Consider the following 19510-nt stretch of genomic DNA (forward strand, 5'->3'; position numbering starts at 1 on the left):
TGCGACAGGCGCCTGACCGACAAGGTAGAGGATCGTTGAACAATCCCTCAATACCCATGTTGTTTCGTTCTTGTATCTGCGATTGAATTCCGGACATGGCAGAGCTGACCGGACTGGCCGACGATCGGGCCCTGCTGGGCCGTACCAGCACCGCCGAGCGGGTCGCGGACATCCTCAGGAGTCGCATCGCCGAGGGGTACTTCCCGCCCGGCACCCGGCTGTCCGAGGACAGCATCGGCGGAGCGCTCGGCGTCTCGCGCAACACCCTGCGCGAGGCGTTCCGGCTGCTCACACACGAGCGGCTGCTCGTCCACGAGCTCAACCGCGGGGTCTTTGTGCGGGTCCTGACCGTCGAGGACGTCGAGGACATCTACCGCACCCGCACGCTCGTCGAGTGCGCCGTGGTCCGGGGGCTCGGTGAGCCGCCGTACGCCGTGGACGGCCTCGCGGCAGCCGTGGCGAACGGGCAGCGGGCGGCGCGCGAAGGCGAGTGGACGGGCGTCTCGACGGCCAACATCCACTTCCACCGGGAGCTCGTCGCGCTCGCCGGGAGCGCCCGCACCGACGAGCTGATGCGCAGCGTCTTCGCCGAACTGCGCCTCGCGTTCCACGTGGTGGACGACCCGCGCCGGCTCCACGAGCCGTATCTCGCGCGCAACCGCGAGATCCTCCAGACCCTCCAGAAGGGCGACCGGGACGGGGCCGAGCGACTGCTCGCGGTCTATCTCGACGACTCGCGCGAGGGTCTTGTGGCTGTGTACGGGCGGCGGGTGGGTGACGGGGCGCAGGGGGTTGACTGAGAGCGGCGGGATCGGGCGGTACGGCTGTTGTGACGGTGGTTGCTTCTGCGTGGGCGCGGCTGGTGTCCTTCCGCGTGGTCATGGCCGATGTGACGGGGGTCGCTTCTGCGTCGTTTCGACCGTTGTCAGACCGAGGACCTAGTCTGTGCAACGTGACTTCGCCTGCATCGACGGACAGCGTTCCGCCCCAGCTCAGCGCGGGGCCGCGCCCCGCTCCGGGCCCGGCCGCCGACGAGGGGCTGGCGCGGCGGCTGCGCGCGCTCGCCTGCACCGCGCCGCTGCACGACCTCGACGTACGCAAAGCGAATCTCGCCGGCGAGTACTCGGTCTACGGGATGGCGGAGGTGGCCCTCGCCGCCATCGACCTCGTCACGCTGAACATGGACTTCGACACGGGCGCCGACCACGACCAGATAGTGGCCAGGCTCATCCCGCGCATCGCCGCGCAGGCTCCGCAGCGGCCGGTGGCCGAGCACGAGCGCGTCGCCCGCTGGGTCCTGGAGAACCTGATCAACGTCGGCAGCGTCGACCGCGGCTTCCGTGCCGTATACGGCACCTTCGCGCCGGACGGCTCCTATGTACGCCGGGACTACGACTTCAAGCTGATCGAGGAAGTCCCCGGATACGGCGGAAGTGTGTATCTCCGTACGACGGATGAAGCGGTCAACGTGCTCGTGGGTGCCCTCGACACCGACGTCACCAGTGCGCAGATCGCCGCAGAGGTCAAGCTGGAGGTGCTGATCAGCCGCGGCCGGCTCGCCGACGCCCAACTCGCCGCCGAGCAGGCCAGATACCGGACCGTGCAGTTCTCGGAGACGCTCCGCAGGGCGCTGGACGCGACGCGGCGCAATGTGCGGGCCGTCGACTGGCTGGAGGCCGTGCCCGACATGATCGCGGAGGCCCTCGACCATGTCGCCGACCGGTACCGCCACGAGAACGCGATCCTCACCAACATCCGCAAGGCCCGCGACGGCTCCGAGGACCCCGAACAGAAGCGGCGTGCCGCCGAGCTCGTCGACATCGTCAAGGACTGCATCCGCAGGCACACGCAGTTGCAGTCCCGGCTCCTGGAGGCCGGGCCGCTGTTCCGCGCCGAGCAGGACCGGCAGGCCTTCGCCACGCCGATGACGACCTCGGGGATAGATCTCTACGGTCATCTCGTCGCGCCCGTGCTGCCGTTGCCGGTCGAGCAGGCGCTGCGGGTGACGGACGCGTTCTTCGCCCGCGGGACGGGGCTGCGTACGCCGGTGTCGGTGCGGGTCGGGGACCTCGTGGACATACTGCTGACGCCTCCCATGGAGCGGGAGCACCTGGGCGCGGAGATGCCCGAGCCGGATCTGATCGCCACGCCCGACGACAGCCGGTTCAGCGAGGAGCAGCTGGCGAGCGCCATGGAGCTTCTCGACCTGCCCGCGGATGCGCCGCGGCGGTTGTCCGGGCTGCTTGCGGACGCCCGGCGGCGGGATCCCGAACTGCCTTACCTGGTTGCCCTATTGGCCGTGCACGCGGCCAGCCCGCCGGTCGGGACCGCCTACCGGCAGGGTGAGGCGAAGCTGCTGTTCGCCGTGGACGACGGGACCGAGCTGGATGATCCGGAGTTCGGCGGGGCGGATCTCATCGTGGGCATGGCCTTGCTGGATGCGGTCGGGATGGCAGCGGGCAGGTCGGAGGCGGCGTGATCTGTGGGTTGTCCTTTGGCTGCGGGCCGGTTGTGGCTGGTCGCGCAGTTCCCCGCGCCCCTGAGGGGGCGCTTCTCCGCAGCTTCGTTTGTCAGATCAAGGAGTCTCAACCGTGACCGAGCACGTCGAGTGGAGTGAGCCGGAGGCCGTTGCCGTACCGGCCAACGCGCCCATCACGCCCGCCGACGCCGCCGATGCCGCGCGGCTGGTCGCCTTCGGGCTGCAGCCCAAGCTGCAGCCCGCGCGCGACCAGGAGTACGCGGAGCTGCTGCGGCGGTACCGCGAGGACCCGCCGTTCGCGCGGCTCGCGGACGCCGTGGCGGCCGGGCTGGGGCTGGTCGTCCTGGAGGTGTCCCCGCGGGCGGGGATGGCCGTGACCGCCGCCGAGGACTCCGTGTTCGCCGTCCGCATGGGCGACTACGCGCGTCGGGCTTCGACCGACTCGGGAGACCGGTTCCTGCACGGGCTCGCCCATCTCGCCGTCGCCGCCATGTCCTTTCCCCGCCCCGAGGACCTCGCGGACGACGGGTACATCGGACGGGTCTCGGTCAACGGAGTCGACGCGTTCGTACGACAGGCCTGCCGCCGGCTGGAGGAGCGGGCCGAGGAGCAGGGGCAGAACAGCGATCCGGCGACGGACGCGCCGGGACTGGAGGCGGCCTGGCGGATCTGGGCCCGGCGCAGCTCCACCGGGGCCACCAAGGACGCGCGAAGACTGGCCGGTTCCACCACCGGAATCATCGGCAAGGCCGTCGCGTTCCTCACAGACTCCGGGTTTCTGCAGCGCACCGGGGACGACTCCGGAGGGACGTACCGGACGACGGCCCGCTATCAGCTCCAGGTCCGTGACATGGCCGGCAGCGCGGCCATGGCCGAGCTCCTCGAGCTGGGCATCGTCCCGGTGACCGACGGCACCGCGACTCTCATGCCCGCCGAGGACACCGACGACGTGGAGCTGGCGGTGGGCGCCGGACTGCCCTTCCACTCCTGACCGAGCCGCTCGACAACCGACCAAGTCAGTACCGACCGACCGTCACAACTCCCTTTACGACTACGAGAGTTCGCCGCCATGTACGAGCTGTCCCGGGTCCGCCTCTACTCCATCGGGCCTGCCGGTGCGCGCTACGCCGACACCGTGCTTGACCTGCGAGGAGTGGGTCAGCCGGTGCCCGACCCCGCGCCCACCCAGGCGGAGTTCTTCGAAGTGGAACCCGTCGGGCCGCCGCGTCGCCCGGCGCCCGCGGGTGTGCTCTTCCTGGAGAACGGCGGCGGGAAGTCGGTACTGCTCAAGCTGATCTTCTCGGTGATGCTGCCGGGGCACCGGAACACGCTGGGCGGCGCCAGTTCCGGTGTGCTGCGCAAGTTCCTGCTCGCCGACGACTGCGGCCATGTGGCGCTGGAGTGGCAGCACACGCTGACCGGTGAGTGCGTGGTCGTCGGCAAGGTGAGCGAGTGGCGGGGGCGCCAGGTCTCCAACGACCCGCGGAAGTTCGCCGAGACCTGGTACTCGTTCCGGCCCGGCCCTGGACTGAGCCTGGACAATCTGCCGGTCGCCGAGGCCACCGCCGTACGGCCGCCCGTGGAAGGCGCGTCCGGGGCGCAGGGGCGACGGCGCACCATGAAGGGCTTCCGGGACGCGATCACCGAGGCGGGCAAGGCGTACCCGCACCTCGAAGTGCACTGGGAGGAGATCCACGACCGCTGGAACGAACACCTCGGAGACCTGGGCCTGGACCCCGAACTCTTCCGCTACCAGCGGGAGATGAACGCCGACGAGGGTGAGGCCGCCGGTCTCTTCGCGGTCAAGAAGGACTCCGACTTCACGGACCTGCTGCTGCGCGCGGTCACCGACACCCGGGACACGGACGGACTCGCCGACCTGGTCGGCGGTTTCGGCAACAAGCTGGGCCGGCGCGCCGAACTCATCGCCGAGCGGGACTTCACGGCCGGCTCCGTGGACCTGCTCGGGCGAATCGTGGAAGCCGCCGAGGGACGGGCACGCGCGCGTGACATCCACGCGGGGGCCGAGCGGCGTACGAGGACCCTGGCCAGGCGTCTGTCCGCGCGTGCCGTACGCGAGCGGGGCCGGGCAGGCGAGCTGGCGCAGGGGGTCACCGGCGCCGCGCACACCGTCACCGAGGCCGAGCACGCCCGCTCGACGAGCGCGCTGATCTCGGCGGAACTGGCCTACCGTCACGCCTCGTTGGCACTCGCCGGCGCCGAGAAGGCCGCTGCCGCGCAGAAGCGTGAGCTGGCCGACGCGCGCACGCTGCATTCCGCCTGGCAGGCCGCAGAGGCCGTGCTGCGCCATCGCTCGGCCGCCGACCGCTCCGCGCGCGTGGCCGCCGCGATCCGCGAGGCCGAGCGGGATGCCGCGCCGGCGCTCGCCGCACGGGCCAAGGCCGCCGTGGACCTCGTACGGGCCCTGCACCGCGCCGCCGAGGGCGCCGAGGAGCACGCCAACGAGGAGGAGGAGCGGTCCGCCGGGCTCCAGGAGGTCGGCGAGACGGCCCACGCGGACGCGACGGCCGCCGCCACCGCCGCGCAGCGTGCCCGCAGTGAGGTCGGGCATCTGCGTCAGCGCCTGAGCGAGGTCGAGCAGGAGACCGCCGAGGCGGTGCGGGCCGGGTGGCTCGACGACAGCGCCCCCGACGCCGACCCGGCGCGGGCCGCGCTCGCCGCCAGCGACGCCGAGAAGACGGCCGTAGCCGCCTGGGACACCGCACGGGAGGCCGCGCGGCACGCCTCGGAGCACGCCCGCGAGGCGGCTTCCGAGGCGTCCCGTGCGGAGCTGACGGCAGCCCGCGCGGCGGACGCGGCGACGGCGGCCGAGCGGTCGTACGAGGCCGAGCGGGGGACCGCTGAGGGGCTGGCGGGGGAGGAGCGGCTGGCGGAGTTGTTGAGCCTGCCCGGTGTCTCCGGTGTCTCCGGGGGAGGGCGCGGTGGGGTGCCGGTGCCCCGCGCCGGAGCGGACGGTTCCGCGGGCCGCGGGGCGGTGGGCGACGACTCCGACCGCATCGGCGCCGACACGGGCGGTACGGCGCGCAGGCGACCTGGCGCGCAAGGCGGCGACGGTGGCGCGGCGGCTGCCCGCTCGGGGAGCGCGGCCGGTGGGGCGAGCAAGGCTCTCACCGAGACGTGGCCGACGGAAGAACACGCTCTCGCCCCCGAGCAGTTGGACCAGTACGCCGACGAACTGCGCGAGCTGCTCGACGACGGTGTCGCCTCCGCCGAGCGTCAGCTCTTCGACCTGCGCACCGCCGCGGCCGACGACGCGCGGATCCTCGGGGCGCTCGGAGACGGGGGGCTGCTGCCACCCGGCCCGGACGTGCTCGCCACCGTCGAGTTCCTCGGCGAGCACGGGATCCCGGCGCTTCCGGGCTGGCGCTACCTCGCGCAGGCCGTCGACCCCGTCGACCACGCGCGCGTGCTGGCCGCCCGGCCCGAACTGGTCGACGGCGTGATCATCACCGACCCGGCCGCACACGCCCGGGCCCGCGAGGCGCTCACCGACGCCGCCCTGCTGCCGAGGTCCGCGGTGGCCGTCGGTACCGCCGCCGCGCTGCTCGCCCCGACTCCGGCGCCCGACGCGGGCGACGGTGACGTCTTCCTCGTACCGCCGAACCCGGCCATGCACGACGAGCACGCCGCCGACGAGGAGCGGCAGGCGCTGCGCACGCGCGCGACGCGGCGGGACGAGGAGATCCGTGAGCTGGCAGGACGGCTCGCCAAGGACCGTGAGCTTGCGGCGCGGCTCGCGTCCTGGCGCACCGGCTGTCCCGCGGGGCGGCTCGTCGAACTCGCCGCCGCGGCACGGGACGCGCGCGCGTTCGCCGAGGAGGCCGAGGCCGAGCTGACCGAGGCGCGCACCGTACGGGCCGAAGCCGACGAGGCCGCGGCCGAGGCAGCCCTGGTACGGGACGAGCGGCAGGAGGCCGCCCAGCGCGCCAGGCGCGCCGCCGACGCTCTCGCCGGGCTCGCGTTCCGGCTGCGCGAGCGGGCCGGCTGGCAGGTCAAGGTGCGCGAACTCGCCGACGAGGCAACGGAGTCGGAGACCCGGGCCCAAGTCTGCCTGGAGCGCGCCCGCGCCGCCGACGAGGACCGCCGCGCCACCCAGCGCGCCGCCGACGACGCACGCCGCACCGCCCGCGCACTGCGCGCCGAGCGCGCGGAGATCGCGGGCGCCCCGGACGACGTACCGGAAGACGAGTCGACGGCCGCGAAGTCGTCCCTGCCTGCCCTCCGCGAGGCGTACCGGGCGGCGTCGCAGCTGTACGAGAAGGTCGGCGTCGGCGCCGATCTGCGGGCCGAGCAGGCGCGGGCCGAGAGCGAGGAAAGCTCGGCGCTGGCCGAATGGGACCGGCTCAGCAACAAAGTGCGTACACGCGCGGGGCAGCTCCTGGAGTCGACGGACGGTTCCGACGGGCCCTCCCGGCAGGCCGCGGCCGCCCGCGCCGAGGAGCTGGTGCAGCTCCTGGAGACCCGGATGTCGACCGCGAGCGAGCAGCTCGGGCGGCTGCGCGGCGAGGCCGAGCGGCACGCGCCCGAGGACGGCGAGGCCCACACCGAGCTGTCGGAGGACCTGGTCCCGCGCGACGCCGAGCACGCACAGGTGCTGCTGCGCGCGGCCACCGGTGAACTCGCCTCCCGCACCGAGGCGTTGAGCCGGGCGCGCGAGGCCCACGCCGAACTCCTCGCCGCCCACCGGGCCGCCGAGGACGCGGGCGGCGGCTTCGACGAGACGGCCGCTCTGCTCAGGGACCTGCTGCGCGAACACTCCGACGAGGAGCACGAGGAGACCGAGCCCTACCCCGGCAGCCTCGAAGAGGCACGGCACTCGGCCGCCGAGGCCCGCCGCTCGCTGCGCGGCTGCGCCGCCGACCTCTCCGCCGCCGAGGCCGCTGTGCGCGAGGCCTCGGACATCCTCGTACGGCATGCCAACTCCACGCGGTACGAGCAGGTCCGTACCCCGGCGCGGCAGCAGATCCGTGAACTGCCCGCGTCCGCGCTGCCGGAGCACGCCCAGAAGTGGGCGGACGCCTTCGCGCCCCGACTGCGGGTCCTGACGGACGAGTTGGCGCAGCTGGAGCGCAACCGGGACTCGATCGTGGACCGGCTGCGCGGGCTCGTCGAGTCGGCGCTCGCCACCCTGCGGTCCGCGCAGCGGCTGTCGCGCCTGCCGGAGGGGCTCGGCGAGTGGTCCGGGCAGGAGTTCCTGCGCATCCGGTTCGAGGAGCCCGACCAGGCCACGCTCGCCGAGCGGCTGGGCGAGGTCGTCGACGAGGCCACCCGGGCGGCGGTCAAGAAGAACTCGGACATGCGCCGAGACGGGATGTCGTTGTTGCTGCGCGGGGTCGGCGCCGCGCTCCAGCCGAAGGGCGTCGCCGTCGAGATCCTCAAACCGGACGCCGTGCTGCGCGCCGAGCGTGTGCCCGTCGGGCAGATGGGCGACGTGTTCTCGGGTGGGCAGCTGCTCACCGCCGCCATCGCGCTGTACTGCACGATGGCGGCGCTGCGCAGCAACGACCGGGGGCGCGACAGGCACCGGCACGCGGGCACGCTGTTCCTGGACAACCCCATCGGGCGCGCCAACGCGACGTATCTGCTGGAGCTCCAGCGCGCTGTGTCGGACGCGCTCGGTGTCCAACTCCTCTACACGACGGGGCTGTTCGACACCACGGCGCTCGCGGAGTTCCCGCTCGTCATCCGGCTGCGCAATGACGCCGACCTGCGCGCGGGGCTCAAGTACATCAGCGTGGAGGAACATCTCCGGCCGGGGCTGCCGCGCGAGGCTCCCGCCGGGGAAGCTGTGCATACCGAGATCACGGCGACGCGGATGTTCAAGCGCCCGGCGCCGAGCGTCTCGTAGACGAACGGTTGTGGGGAACCTGCGGACCGGTTGTGGCTGGTCGCGCAGTTCCCCGCGCCCCTGAAGGGACGCTTTACGCGTCCTCCTTCAGCATGTCGGCACACTTCTCGCCGATCATCATCGTCGTGATGCACGGGTTGACGGAGATGAGGTCCGGCATCACCGAGCCGTCCGCGACCCGCAGGCCCTCGATCCCCTTGACGCGCAGACGGGCGTCGAGCGGGGCCGAGGTGTCGTCGTCGGCGCCCATCTTCACCGTGCAGGACGGGTGGTAGACGGTGTTGTGGGTCTTGTGGATGTAGTCGAGCAGCTCGTCGTCCGTGCGGACATCTGGTCCGGGGGCCAGCTCCGCGCCCGCCCAGCCGCTGAGCGCGGGCTGTGACGCGATCTTCCGTGCCAGCTTCAGGCCGTACGTCATCACGCGCACGTCGTGTTCGTGCGTGAAGTAGCGAGGGTCGACCACGGGCTTGTCGCGGTAGTCGCGGGTGCGCAGCCGCACGGTGCCGCGCGACTTGGCGCGGGTCACGTTCGGGGTGAGGCAGAAGGCGTTCTCCGACGTCGGATAGCCCCAGCGCAGGGTGTTCATGTCGAACGGCACCGAGCCGTAGTGGAACATCAGGTCCGGCCGGTCCAGGCCCGGTTCGGTGTCGTAGAAGATGCCCGCCTCCCACCACTGGCTGGAGGTGGTGGTCATTGGCTGCTTGGCGTCCCACATGATGACGCCCTCGGGGTGGTCCTGGAGGTTCTCGCCGACGCCCGCCGAGTCCACCACCACCTCGACCCCGACCTCGCGCAGTTGTTCGGCGGGCCCGATGCCCGACAGCATGAGCAGCTTGGGCGTGTCGATGGATCCGCAGGACACGATGACCTCGCGGCGGGCGCGTACCGTCCGGGTGTGGATCAGGTCCGGGTCCAGGTACTCGGCGCCGACGCAGCGACGGCCGTCGAGGACGAGCTTCTTGGCCCGAACTCCGGTGCGTACCTCCAGGTTGGGCCGCTTCCCGATGATCGGGTGCAGGTACGCCACTGATGAGGACTGGCGGATGTTGTTCTCGTCGGAGTTGATCTGGAACCAGTTGGCGCCGCGGACCACGGTCCGGCCCGAATTGAAGGCGGTGGTGGGAATGCCGGCCTGCGCGCACGCCTCCAGCAGGGCGGTGCCGCAAGGGTCTTCGCCCTTCAGGGAGCGCAGCTTCACCGGGCCGGTGCGGCCGTGGTGGTCGCCGGGAGCGTCGTTCGATTCCAACCGCCGGTAGAGCGGGAAGAGTTCCGCCGCGCTCCACCCCGTACAGCCCGCCGCGGCCCAGTCGTCCAGATCCTCGGCGGGTGCCCAGAAGGCGATACAGGAGTTGTGCGAGGAACAGCCGCCCAGCACCTTGGCGCGGGCGTGCCGCATAAAGCTGTTGCCGCTGGCCTGCGGCTCGATCGGATAGTCCCAGTCGTAGCCGGACTCAAGGAGGCCCATCCAGCGCTCCAGCTTCATGACGTCGTCGTCGCCGACGTCGCTGGGCCCTGCCTCCAGCACGCACACCGTGACGGACGGGTCCTCGGAGAGCCTGGCCGCGACCACATTGCCGGCGGTGCCGCCACCGACCACGACGTAGTCGAACTCATCTGCGTTCATGGGGAGTTGACCTCCTTGAGTCAGACGCTTACTCGGTCGCTGTTGACTTCGGTGCGCTTACTCGGCCGCCGTCGCTGCCTCGGGCGGGACGGACGGGGCCTGCTGGAACTGGTGCTCGGCGAGCACCCCGGTCCGGTGCCGCTGCACGAACCAGTAGTAGGCGAAGCCGCCTCCCATCACGATGCCGACGAAGAGGAGCGCACCCCACTGCAGATACCAGTGGAACGGAGGGGTCGCGTTGTAGACCGCGGAGCGCGGCCAGATCAGGTTGACCGTCATCGCCGTGCCCCACAGCACCGCGACGATGTTGACGACCAGGCCCCAGCGGCCGAGCGAGAACTTGCCGTCGCCCGCGGGCTGCCACTTGCCGCGCAACCGGGCGACCAGCATGGGCACGGTGACCCCCAGATACGCGAGGTAGATCATGATGATGCCGATGCTGGTGACCACGGTGAAGATCTGCGGCTGGCGGATGTTGACCACCAGGATCGCCAGCGCCAGGATGCCGATGATCACCGCGGGCAGGACCGGGGTCTGGAACCGCGGGTTGACCTTGGCCAGCTTGGAGGCGGCGGGCAGATTGTTGTCGCGGGCCATCGCGAAGGCCAGCCGGATCGCCGCCGTATGCACGGCCAGGGCGCACACCGTGACCGCGATGAACACGCACCACAGCATGGCCTTGCCCGCGTTCTCACCGAGCACGTTGAGGACGATGTACTGCAGGCCGTCCGTGGAGAGTTGCTCGCCCTTCAGGCTGGAGACGCTCATCAGGGCGAACAGCAGGACGAGTCCGCCGAGCACGAACGAGGCGATGATGGCGCGGAGGATGGCGCGCGGCGCGTTGCGCGAGGGGTCCACGGACTCCTCCCCGAGCGACGCGGCCGTGTCGAAGCCGTACATCACGTACGCGGACGCGAGCGACGCCACCAGGAACGCGCCGAGGTAGCCGCCGGGCATGCCCGCTCCCGTGCCGTTCGTCTCCATGACGACCTGCGGACCGCGCGTGATGTGGACCGCGAACAGCACGATCAGTACGACGGTCGCGATCAGCTCGATGAAGACGCCCGCCGTGTTGATTCTGGCCATCAGCTTCACGCCGAGGGCATTCACCAGGGTGGTGAAGACAATGAGTACGGAGGCAAGGAGCACGGCGTTGGTGGCGACGTCGTACTTGCCGGTGCCGTCGCCCACGAACTGGAACACGGAAGAGATCTGAGGAAGCGTCAACTGATAAGCAAGGGCCACGGCGGCGATCGACACGATCGAGGCGAGCAGCATGGTCCAGCCCGCGAGCCAGCCCACGTGCGGGTTGCCCACCTTCTTCGACCAGTTGTAGACGGAGCCGGCCACGGGATAGCGGGCGGCGAGTTCGGCGAAGCACAGCGCGACCATGAACTGGCCGATGAAGACCATCGGCCAGGACCACCAGTAGGCGGGTCCGCCGCTGCCGTAGCCGAAGTAGAAGAGCTGGAACGTACCGGTGAGGATGGAGATGTAGCTGATGCCGGCGGCGAAGGTGTGGAAGTTGCCGAGCGTGCGCTTGAGCTCGGGCTTGTAGCCGAACTCGTTGAGCTCCGAGTCGTCGTGACTGTGTTTCTCGGGTGGTTGAGCCGTGGTGGTCATGAGCGGCCTCCTGGAAAGGGGGAAGTTCTCCCGGGCGGGAGGGGGAGTGCGGCTCGTGCGGGGTCGTAGGTGTGTGGGTGCTGGATCATAGGGCCGGTCCGTGGGTGCCGGATCAGCGGATCAGCGCTTGCCGGGGTTCACGGCTCCGACGGCCGGAACTGGTCGGATCAGTCGAACCAGCCCTGCGGACTCGGGTTCGTCGTACGCCAGATGTGCTTCGTCTCGCGGTATTCGGCGAGACCGGCCGGCCCGAGCTCCCGCCCGAACCCGGACTGCTTGTAACCGCCCCACTCGGCCTGCGGGACGTACGGGTGGTAGTCGTTGATCCACACGGTGCCGATGCGCAGCGCGGACGCGACCCGCTGGGCCTTCGCCTCGTCGGAGGTGAAGATCCCGCCCGCGAGACCGTAGATGGTGGCGTTGGCCAGTCGTACGGCCTCCGCCTCGTCGGTGAACCGCTCCACGGTCAGTACGGGACCGAAGGACTCTTCCTGTACGACGGACATCCCGCCGGAGCACTCGTCGAGCACGGTCGGCGGATAGTAGAAGCCCTCCGGGTGCGGAGGATCGGCAGGGCGCTCCCCGCCGCAGCGCAGCACCGCGCCCTCCGCCAGGCCCTTGGCGACATACGCCTCGACCTTCGCCCGGTGCGCCGCCGAGATCAGCGGTCCGGTCTGTGCCCGCTCGTCGAACGGCCCGCCCAGCCTGATCAGTTGGGCCCGGCGGACGACCTCGTCGACGAAGCGGTCGTGCAGCGAGTCCTCGACCAGGAGGCGGGCGCCCGCCGAACACACCTGTCCGGAGTGCAGGAAGACGGCGGTCAGTGCCATGTCGACGGCCGTGTCGAAGTCGGCGTCCGCGAAGACGATGTTGGGGTTCTTGCCGCCGAGTTCGAGGGCGACCTTCTTCACCGTCCCGGCCGCCGCGGCCATCAGCCTGCGGCCGGTCTGCAGACCGCCGGTGAAGGACACCAGGTCCACGTCCGGATGCTCGCCCAGCGGCGCGCCGGCCTCGGGCCCCGCGCCGAGGATCAGGTTGCCCGCGCCGGCGGGCAGCCCGGCCTCCTCCAGGAGGCGCATCAGATGGATCGCGGTGTGCGGGGTCAGCTCGCTCGGCTTGAGGACGAAGGTGTTGCCCGCCGCGATGGCCGGGGCGACCTTCCATGCCGTCTGGAGCAGCGGATAGTTCCACGGGGTGATCAGCGCGCAGACACCGACCGGTTCGTATACGACCCGGCTGTCGACGCCCGCCGAACCCGTCTCCACGACCCGGCCGGACTCGCTCGTCACGAGCTTTCCGAAGTAGCGGAAGCAGTTCACGATGTCGTCGATGTCGTACTCGCTCTCCACCAGGCGTTTGCCGGTGTCGAGCGACTCCGCGCGGGCGAGTGCGTCCTTGTCGCGTACCAGGAGGTCGGCGACCCGCAGCAGCAGGTCGCCGCGCTCGTTCGCCGGCGTGTGGGGCCAGGGGCCCTCGTCGAAGGCGCGGCGCGCCGCCGCGATCGCGTCGACCGTGTCCTGGCCGCCCGCCTCGTCCACCTCGGCGACCAGCGAGCCGTCCGCCGGACAGCGGATCTCCCGGGTCCGTTTCTCCCGGGCACTCGTCCATGCGCCGTCGATATAAAGATCAGCCATCCATGCCTCCCAGCATGCCTATGAGCCACTCGTGGAAGATCCCGATGTGGTGCTCGGTGGGCACCAGGACCCCGCCCCGCCGGTAGGCGCGGGACGCCATCGCGGGCTGCGTACGTTCGCAGGCCTCGAAGTCCTGGGTGTTGACCCGGTGGAAGAGTTCCACGGACTTCGACACATCGGCGCCCGATGCGACGACATCTGGAGCGTAGAGCCAGTCGCACTCCACGACCGTGCGGTCCTCGGCGAGGGGGAACATGCGGTGCAGGATGACATGGTCCGGGACGAGATTGATGAATACGGTCGGTTTGACGGTTATCGCATAGTAACGACGGTCCTGATCCTCCGCTACCGCGGGCAGCTTGGCGAATCCCTCGCTGCCGTCGACCGTGAATCCCTTGATCTCCTCGCCGAACTCGGCGCCATGACCGACGTAGTACTGGGCCGCGTAACCCTCCGCGAACTCCGGAAGTACGTCGGTGAGTTCGGGGTGGATCGTGGCGCAGTGGTAGCACTCCATGAAGTTCTCGACGATCAGCTTCCAGTTCGCCTTCACGTCGTAGGTGATGCGTTTGCCGAGGGCGAGGTTCTCCGTTCCGTAGTGCTCGATGGCCGCCGCGTTGCCGAGCCGTTCGACGGCCGCGCCCATCACCGTCTCCTCGAAGGAGGGCGGCTCTTCGGCCACGCATACCCAGGCGTAGCCGAGCCATTCCCGCAGGGCGACCTTGACCAGGCCGTATTCGACGCGGTCGACGTCCGGCATCTTGATCAGATTCGGTGCGGCGACCAGCTTGCCGTCGAGGTCGTACGTCCAGGCGTGGTACGGGCACTGAAGATTGCGGCGGACCTCGCCCGCCTCCTCCGTGCACAGCCGGGCCCCGCGGTGGCGGCAGATATTGAGAAACGCGCGCAGCTCACCGGTGCGCGAACGGGTGACCAGAACGCTCTCGCGGCCGACCTGGACCGTGCGGAAGGCGCCCGGCTTGGTGAGATCGGCGGAGCGGACGGCACAGAACCACATCGACTCGAAGAGCCGCTCCTGCTCCGCGCGGAAGATCTCCGGATCGGTGTAGTAGCGCCCGGGGAGGGTGGCGATCAGGCTGGGGGAGAGGGGGCTCGGGGAGATGGGGGTCGTCGTCACGTGCGTACTCCTCAGGCGGGCGCGGCGGCGAGGCGCTGGGGGTCGAAGAGGTCGATCGGGTGTTCGGTGCTGCCGTTCAGTGCCAGGTCGGCGAGGATCTCGCCGACGACCGGCACGAACTTGAAGCCGTGCCCGGAGAACCCGCAGGCCACGGTGACGGACTCCGGGTGCGCCGGGTGCCGGGCGATGACGAAGTGCTCGTCGGGGGTGTTGGAGTACATGCAGGTGGCGGCCTTGAGGAAGGTGCCGGGCAGGTCGGGGATGCAGCGGGACATGTGGTCAGCCATGGCCCCGATCTCGTCCTCGTGCACGGTCCGGTCGATGTTCTCCGGGGTGCACTCGACGCCCTTGCGGAAGAAGGCGACCTTGGCGCCGAGATCGGGCCCGTCGATCGAGGGGAAGCCGTAGACCTGTACTCCGGCCGCGTCCTCCCAGATGTAGATGGGATGGTTGGCGGGCAGGAACGGCCGGACGCCGGCCTTCGGCTGGAACCAGTACATGACCTGCCGCTCGATCGTGAACGGCACCCCCAGATCGGTGAGCAGCTGCGGCGCCCACGCCCCCGGGCAGATCACCAACTGGCCTGCCGTGTAAGTGTTCTCGGCCGTGTGAACCCGTACACCGTCCTTGTACGGCTCCCAGCGCGTCATCGGCTCGTCGAAGTGCAGGTCGGCGCCCTGACGGGTGGCGAGCTGGAGGTGCGCGGCGACGGTGTTCTCCGGGCGGACGAACCCGGCGCGGGCCTCGTAGAGCGCGACCTCGTCGTCGTGCGGGTTGAGCGTGGGGAAGCGGCGGCGGATCTCGGCCGCGTCCAGGATCTCGTGCGGCAGGTCCCACTCCTTGGCGGAGCGGAGCGAGCCGGAGAAGGTCAGCGAGTCGGGAGGGCCGATCATCACGCCGCCGCAGAGCGTCGCGATGTCCCGGCCGGTGGCCCGCTCCACCTCGTCGTACAGCTCGTAGGCGCGCAGCAGCAGCGGTACGTACGCCGGGTCCTCGAAGTAGGACTGGCGCGTGATCCGCGAACCGCCGTGACTGGAACCGCGGTTGTGCACCGGGCCGAACTTCTCCAGGCCGAGCACACGGGCGCCGCGCGCGGAGAGGTGGTGAGCGGCGGCGCTGCCCATACCGCCGAGACCGATCACGATCACGTCGTAAGTCGGGGACACAGTAAGCCTCCTGAGGGTGTGTCGACGGCAGGTGTGTCAGCGCCGGATGCGGGTCATCTTCGGGTCGAAGAGCGGCTCGTCGGCGACGGTCGCGGGGATCTTCTCGCCGAAGTACTCGATGTGCACGCCCGTGCCGCTCGCCAGCGCCGGCAGCCAGGCGTACGCGACGCAGCGGCCCAGCGTGTAGCCGTACGAGGCGCTGGTCACGTAGCCGACGGGGGTGCCGTCCACGTACACCGGCTCCTTGCCGAGGACGACGGCGGCCGGGTCGTCGAGGAGCAGCGGTGTGAGCCTGCGCGCCGGCTCGGCCTGAGCAAGTCCTTGCAGCGCCTCCTGGCCGACGAAGCCGTCCTTGTCCATACGGACGGCGAAACCGACGCCCGCCTCGTAGGGGTTGTGCTCGTCGGTCATGTCGACGCCCCAGGCGCGGTAACCCTTTTCCAGGCGGAGGGAGTTGAAGGCGGAGCGCCCGGCCGCGACCACGCCGTGCTCCTGCCCCGCCTCCCACAGCGTGTCCCAGAGCCGGAGCCCGAGGTCGGCGCTGGTGTACAACTCCCAGCCCAGCTCGCCGACATACGACAGCCGCATCGCCGTCACCGGGACATGCCCGAGGTAGGCCTCCTTCGCGCGGAAGTAGCCGAAGCCCTCGTGCGAGAAGTCGTCGCGGGTCAACGGCTGGACGAGGTCGCGGGCGAGCGGGCCCCAGACACCGATGCAGCAGGTGCCGGAGGTGATGTCCCGGATGTGTACGTCGGCGGGTGCGTGCCGGATCAACCAGTCAAGGTCGGTGGGGGAGTTGGCGCCCACCTGGAAGCGGTCGACGGCGAGGCGCGCGACGGTGAGGTCGGAGCGTACGCCGCCCGTCTCGTCCAGGAGCAGTGTGTACGTGACCGCGCCGGGCTTCTTGCGGAGGTTGTTGGTGGTCATCCGCTGGAGGAAGGCGAGGGCGCCGGGGCCGGTGACTTCGAGGCGGCGCAGCGGGGTCATGTCGTACAGCGCGACCTTCTCGCGGGTCGCCTTCGCCTCGGCGGCCGCGATCGGCGACCAGTAGCGGGCCGACCAGGCGTCACGCTCGGGGAGCGGCCCGAGGGCGTCGACGAGCGGGGCGTTCGCCTCGTACCAGTGCGGGCGTTCCCAGCCGCCGCCCTCCAGGAAGTGGGCGCCGAGTTCCTGCTGCCGGGCGTAGAAGGGGCTGACACGCAGCGGACGGGGCTGCTCCATCGGCTGGAGCGGGTGCAGGACGTCGTACACCTCGACGAACTGCTGTGAACCGCGTTCAAGGATGTACGAGGGTGAACGCTGCGCATCCTCGAATCGGGTGAGGTCGCACTCGTGCAGGTCGATGGAGGCGCGTCCGTCGACCATCCACTCGGCGACCGCCTTCGCGACCCCGGCGGAGTGGGTGACCCAGACGGCCTCGGCCAGCCAGAAGCCGCGGAGTTTCCGTGATTCGCCGAGGACCGGCATGCCGTCGGGCGTGAAGGAGAAGACGCCGTTGAAGCCCTCCTCGATCTCCGTCTCGCGCAGGGCCGGCATCAGTTGGCGGCAGTCGTCCCAACTCGGCGCCCAGTCCTCCTCGGTGAAGGGGAACGAGGACGGCATCTCCAGGTCGTTCGCGCGCGCCTCGTCGTACGGGAGGATCGCGAACGGGTCGACGGGGAGCGGCTTGTGGGCGTAACTGCCGATGCCGATACGGTCGTTGTGCTCACGGAAGTAGAGGTCGCGGTCCTGGAAGCGGAGGATGGGCCTGGAGGCTTCCGACTCCGCGCCGGCCAGCTCGGGTAGTGACTTCGTCTTCGCGTACTGGTGCGCGAGCGGTTGCAGTGGGACCTCGACTCCGGCCATACGGCCGATGACCGGCCCCCAGAATCCGGCGGCGGAGACGACATGGTCGGCGGGGAAGGTGCCCCGGTCGGTGACGACGGCGGTGACCCGGCCGTCCTCCTGCTCGATCCCGGTGACCGTGTGGCGGTCCAGGAAGCGGGCGCCCCTTTCGGTCGCCCTTGCCAGCTGGGCACGGGCTGCGAGAAGGGCGCGGGCCAGGCCGTCGTCGGGCGTGTGGAAGCCGCCGAGGACGGTCGACTCGTCGATGAGCGGCCAGAGTTCCTTGCAGCGGGTCGCGCTGACGACCTCGCCGCGCACACCGCAGGCAGCGGCGTAGCCGGCCTTTCGGTGCAGGTCGGCCAGGCGCTCCGGCGTGGTCGCGAGTTCCAGACCGCCGACCTGGTTGAAGCAGGAAACTCCGTCAACCTGGAGTGAGTTGAACTTCTCGACCGTGTAGCGGGCGAACGCCGTGAGCGTCTTGGACGGGCTCGTCTGGAACACCAGCCCCGGTGCGTGCGAGGTGGAGCCGCCCGGGGCGGGCAGCGGCCCCTGTTCGAGAACGGTGACGTCGGTCCAGCCGCGGGCGGTCAGCTCGTCGGCGAGTGAACAGCCGACGATGCCGGCGCCCACGATGACCACACGGGGATGGGTTTCGGGTGTGCTGGACATGCCCCTCCTTGCCGGGGTGGGGAGCGGACGCGCTCAGGGCGTGGGGACGTCGGGCCGCTGGGGGACGATGTGTTGGGCGCGCAAGCCGTGCTTGAACGTGCCCGAGGTGACGAGGCGTTGGACGCGCACGCCGTCGCTTTGGCGCGTGCCGTCGGGGGTCACAGGACCACCACCGAACGCAGTACCTCGCCCCGGTGCATCTTCGCGAACGCCTCCTCGACCTGATCGAGCGAGATGGTCTCGCTGACGAAGGCGTTGAGGTCCAGCAGACCGTAGAGGTACTGGTCGATGAGGAACGGGAAGTCGCGGCTCGGCAGGCAGTCGCCGTACCAGGACGACTTCAGGGCGCCGCCGCGCGAGAACAGGTCGATCAGCGGGATCTCGATCTTCATCTCGGGGTCCGGGACGCCGACCTGGACGAGCACACCGGCGTGGTCGCGCATGTAGAAGGCCTGCTTGTACGTCTCCGGCCGGCCCACCGCGTCGATGGCGATGTCGACGCCGAAACCGTCGGTGAGCGCGCGTACGGCCTCCACGGGATCCGTGCCACGGGAGTTGACCGTGTGGGTCGCGCCGAACTTCTCGGCCTGGTCGAGCTTCTTGTCGTCGATGTCGACGGCGATGACCTTCATTGCGCCGTTGAGGCAGGCGCCCGCGATCGCCGCGTTGCCCACACCGCCGCAGCCGATGACGGCGACCGTGTCACCCCGGCCGACGTTGCCGGTGTTGACCGCGGCGCCGTACCCGGCCATCACCCCGCAGCCGATGAGGCCCGCGGCCTCGGGACGGGCGGCCGGGTCGATCTTCACCGCCTGTCCGGCCGCGACCAGGGTCTTCTCGGCGAAGGCGCCGATGCCGAGGGCGTTGCTGAGCGGGGTGCCGTCGAGGAGCGTCATCGGCTGGGTGGCGTTGCGGGAGTCGAAGCAGTACCAGGGGCGGCCACGGCGACAGGAGCGACAGCTTCCGCAGGGCGCGCGCCAGGCGAGGACGACGTAGTCGCCGGGGACCAGGTCGGTGACACCCTCGCCGACCGACTCGATCGTGCCGGCCGCCTCATGGCCCAGCAGGAAGGGGAAGTCGTCGGTGATCGCGCCCTCCCGGTAGTGCAGATCCGTGTGGCAGACCCCGCATGCCTGTACGGCGACGAGCACCTCACCCGGGCCGGGATCGGGGACGAGGATCGTCTGCACCTCGACGGGTGCGCCCTTCTTGACGGCGACTACGGCACGGACCTCGTGTGGCACGACAAGCTCCTCTGCTGTTGCGCAATGCACGATGGGTTGCGCTATGAGGAACATATTGAGAACGCCGTCATGGGGTCGTCAAGAGGTGGGGGTTAACCCTTGGCAAAAGGAACGGGCGGCACGAAACCTGCCCGACACACAGAGGCGGGGGGGGGCCGGGGGTCAGGCGGCCGGCGCCGGGGCGCGGGGGGGGGGGGCGGGGGGGGTGGTGGGGGGGGGGGGGGGCCCCGGCCCCCCCCC

The 19510-nt window shown here is 70.5% G+C and carries 11 protein-coding genes; 4 read left to right on the top strand and 7 right to left on the bottom strand.

Going from position 1 to position 19510, the window contains the following annotated elements:
• Positions 1–95 precede the first annotated feature (95 nt).
• The 4 genes from ACFVKT_RS39010 (at position 96) to ACFVKT_RS39025 (ending at position 8348) form a co-directional block, all read left to right on the top strand.
• Entirely contained in the window at positions 96–800 is a 705-nt protein-coding gene (locus ACFVKT_RS39010; protein ID WP_385741342.1) for a GntR family transcriptional regulator, read from the top strand.
• Positions 801–952: 152 nt separating this feature from the next.
• Positions 953–2479, top strand: a complete 1527-nt coding sequence (locus ACFVKT_RS39015) for a hypothetical protein (protein ID WP_385741345.1) — start codon at positions 953–955, stop codon at positions 2477–2479.
• A gap of 112 nt (positions 2480–2591) precedes the next feature.
• Positions 2592–3470, top strand: coding sequence for a hypothetical protein (locus tag ACFVKT_RS39020; protein WP_385741348.1), 879 nt, complete (start codon positions 2592–2594; stop codon positions 3468–3470).
• Positions 3471–3548: 78 nt separating this feature from the next.
• Positions 3549–8348, top strand: a complete 4800-nt coding sequence (locus ACFVKT_RS39025; RefSeq protein ID WP_385741351.1) for a hypothetical protein — start codon at positions 3549–3551, stop codon at positions 8346–8348.
• 73 nt (positions 8349–8421) lie between these two features.
• On the opposite strand, the gene ACFVKT_RS39030 is transcribed toward ACFVKT_RS39025, so the two are convergent.
• The 7 genes from ACFVKT_RS39030 to ACFVKT_RS39060 all read right to left on the bottom strand — a co-directional run bounded on the left by ACFVKT_RS39030 (position 8422) and on the right by ACFVKT_RS39060 (position 19270).
• Positions 8422–9972: a GMC family oxidoreductase gene (locus ACFVKT_RS39030; protein WP_385741354.1), complete on the bottom strand. Its 1551-nt coding sequence runs from the start codon at positions 9970–9972 to the stop codon at positions 8422–8424.
• A gap of 57 nt (positions 9973–10029) precedes the next feature.
• The gene (locus tag ACFVKT_RS39035) at positions 10030–11595 is read right to left on the bottom strand and encodes an APC family permease (protein ID WP_385741357.1); all 1566 of its coding nucleotides are present in this window, start codon (positions 11593–11595) and stop codon (positions 10030–10032) included.
• 167 nt (positions 11596–11762) lie between these two features.
• Entirely contained in the window at positions 11763–13229 is a 1467-nt protein-coding gene (locus ACFVKT_RS39040; RefSeq protein ID WP_385741360.1) for an aldehyde dehydrogenase family protein, read from the bottom strand.
• On the bottom strand, positions 13222–14367 hold the full coding sequence (locus tag ACFVKT_RS39045) for an aromatic ring-hydroxylating dioxygenase subunit alpha (protein WP_385741364.1): 1146 nt from the start codon (positions 14365–14367) through the stop codon (positions 13222–13224). The genes ACFVKT_RS39040 and ACFVKT_RS39045 overlap by 8 nt, the downstream gene beginning before the upstream one ends.
• A gap of 11 nt (positions 14368–14378) precedes the next feature.
• Complete coding sequence (gene solA / locus ACFVKT_RS39050) at positions 14379–15533, bottom strand: N-methyl-L-tryptophan oxidase (protein ID WP_385741367.1); 1155 nt, start codon at positions 15531–15533, stop codon at positions 14379–14381.
• 36 nt (positions 15534–15569) lie between these two features.
• Positions 15570–18026 carry an FAD-dependent oxidoreductase gene (locus ACFVKT_RS39055; protein ID WP_385741370.1) on the bottom strand — a complete coding sequence of 819 codons (2457 nt, stop codon included), beginning with the start codon at positions 18024–18026 and terminating at the stop codon, positions 15570–15572.
• Between the two features lie 158 nt (positions 18027–18184).
• On the bottom strand, positions 18185–19270 hold the full coding sequence (locus tag ACFVKT_RS39060; protein WP_385741373.1) for an S-(hydroxymethyl)mycothiol dehydrogenase: 1086 nt from the start codon (positions 19268–19270) through the stop codon (positions 18185–18187).
• Positions 19271–19510: the final 240 nt, after the last annotated feature.

The sequence above is a fragment of the Streptomyces sp. NPDC127595 genome (assembly GCF_042671685.1).
Lineage (GTDB): Bacteria > Actinomycetota > Actinomycetes > Streptomycetales > Streptomycetaceae > Streptomyces.

What these genes read in the sequence shown, in the direction of transcription:
- ACFVKT_RS39010 (WP_385741342.1), top strand. Translation starts at nt 96, where the DNA reads ATGGCAGAGCTGACCGGACTGGCCGACGATCGGGCCCTGCTGGGCCGT.
- ACFVKT_RS39025 (WP_385741351.1), top strand. Translation starts at nt 3,549, where the DNA reads ATGTACGAGCTGTCCCGGGTCCGCCTCTACTCCATCGGGCCTGCCGGT.
- ACFVKT_RS39030 (WP_385741354.1), bottom strand. Translation starts at nt 9,972, where the DNA reads ATGAACGCAGATGAGTTCGACTACGTCGTGGTCGGTGGCGGCACCGCC.
- ACFVKT_RS39035 (WP_385741357.1), bottom strand. Translation starts at nt 11,595, where the DNA reads ATGACCACCACGGCTCAACCACCCGAGAAACACAGTCACGACGACTCG.
- ACFVKT_RS39040 (WP_385741360.1), bottom strand. Translation starts at nt 13,229, where the DNA reads ATGGCTGATCTTTATATCGACGGCGCATGGACGAGTGCCCGGGAGAAA.
- ACFVKT_RS39055 (WP_385741370.1), bottom strand. Translation starts at nt 18,026, where the DNA reads ATGTCCAGCACACCCGAAACCCATCCCCGTGTGGTCATCGTGGGCGCC.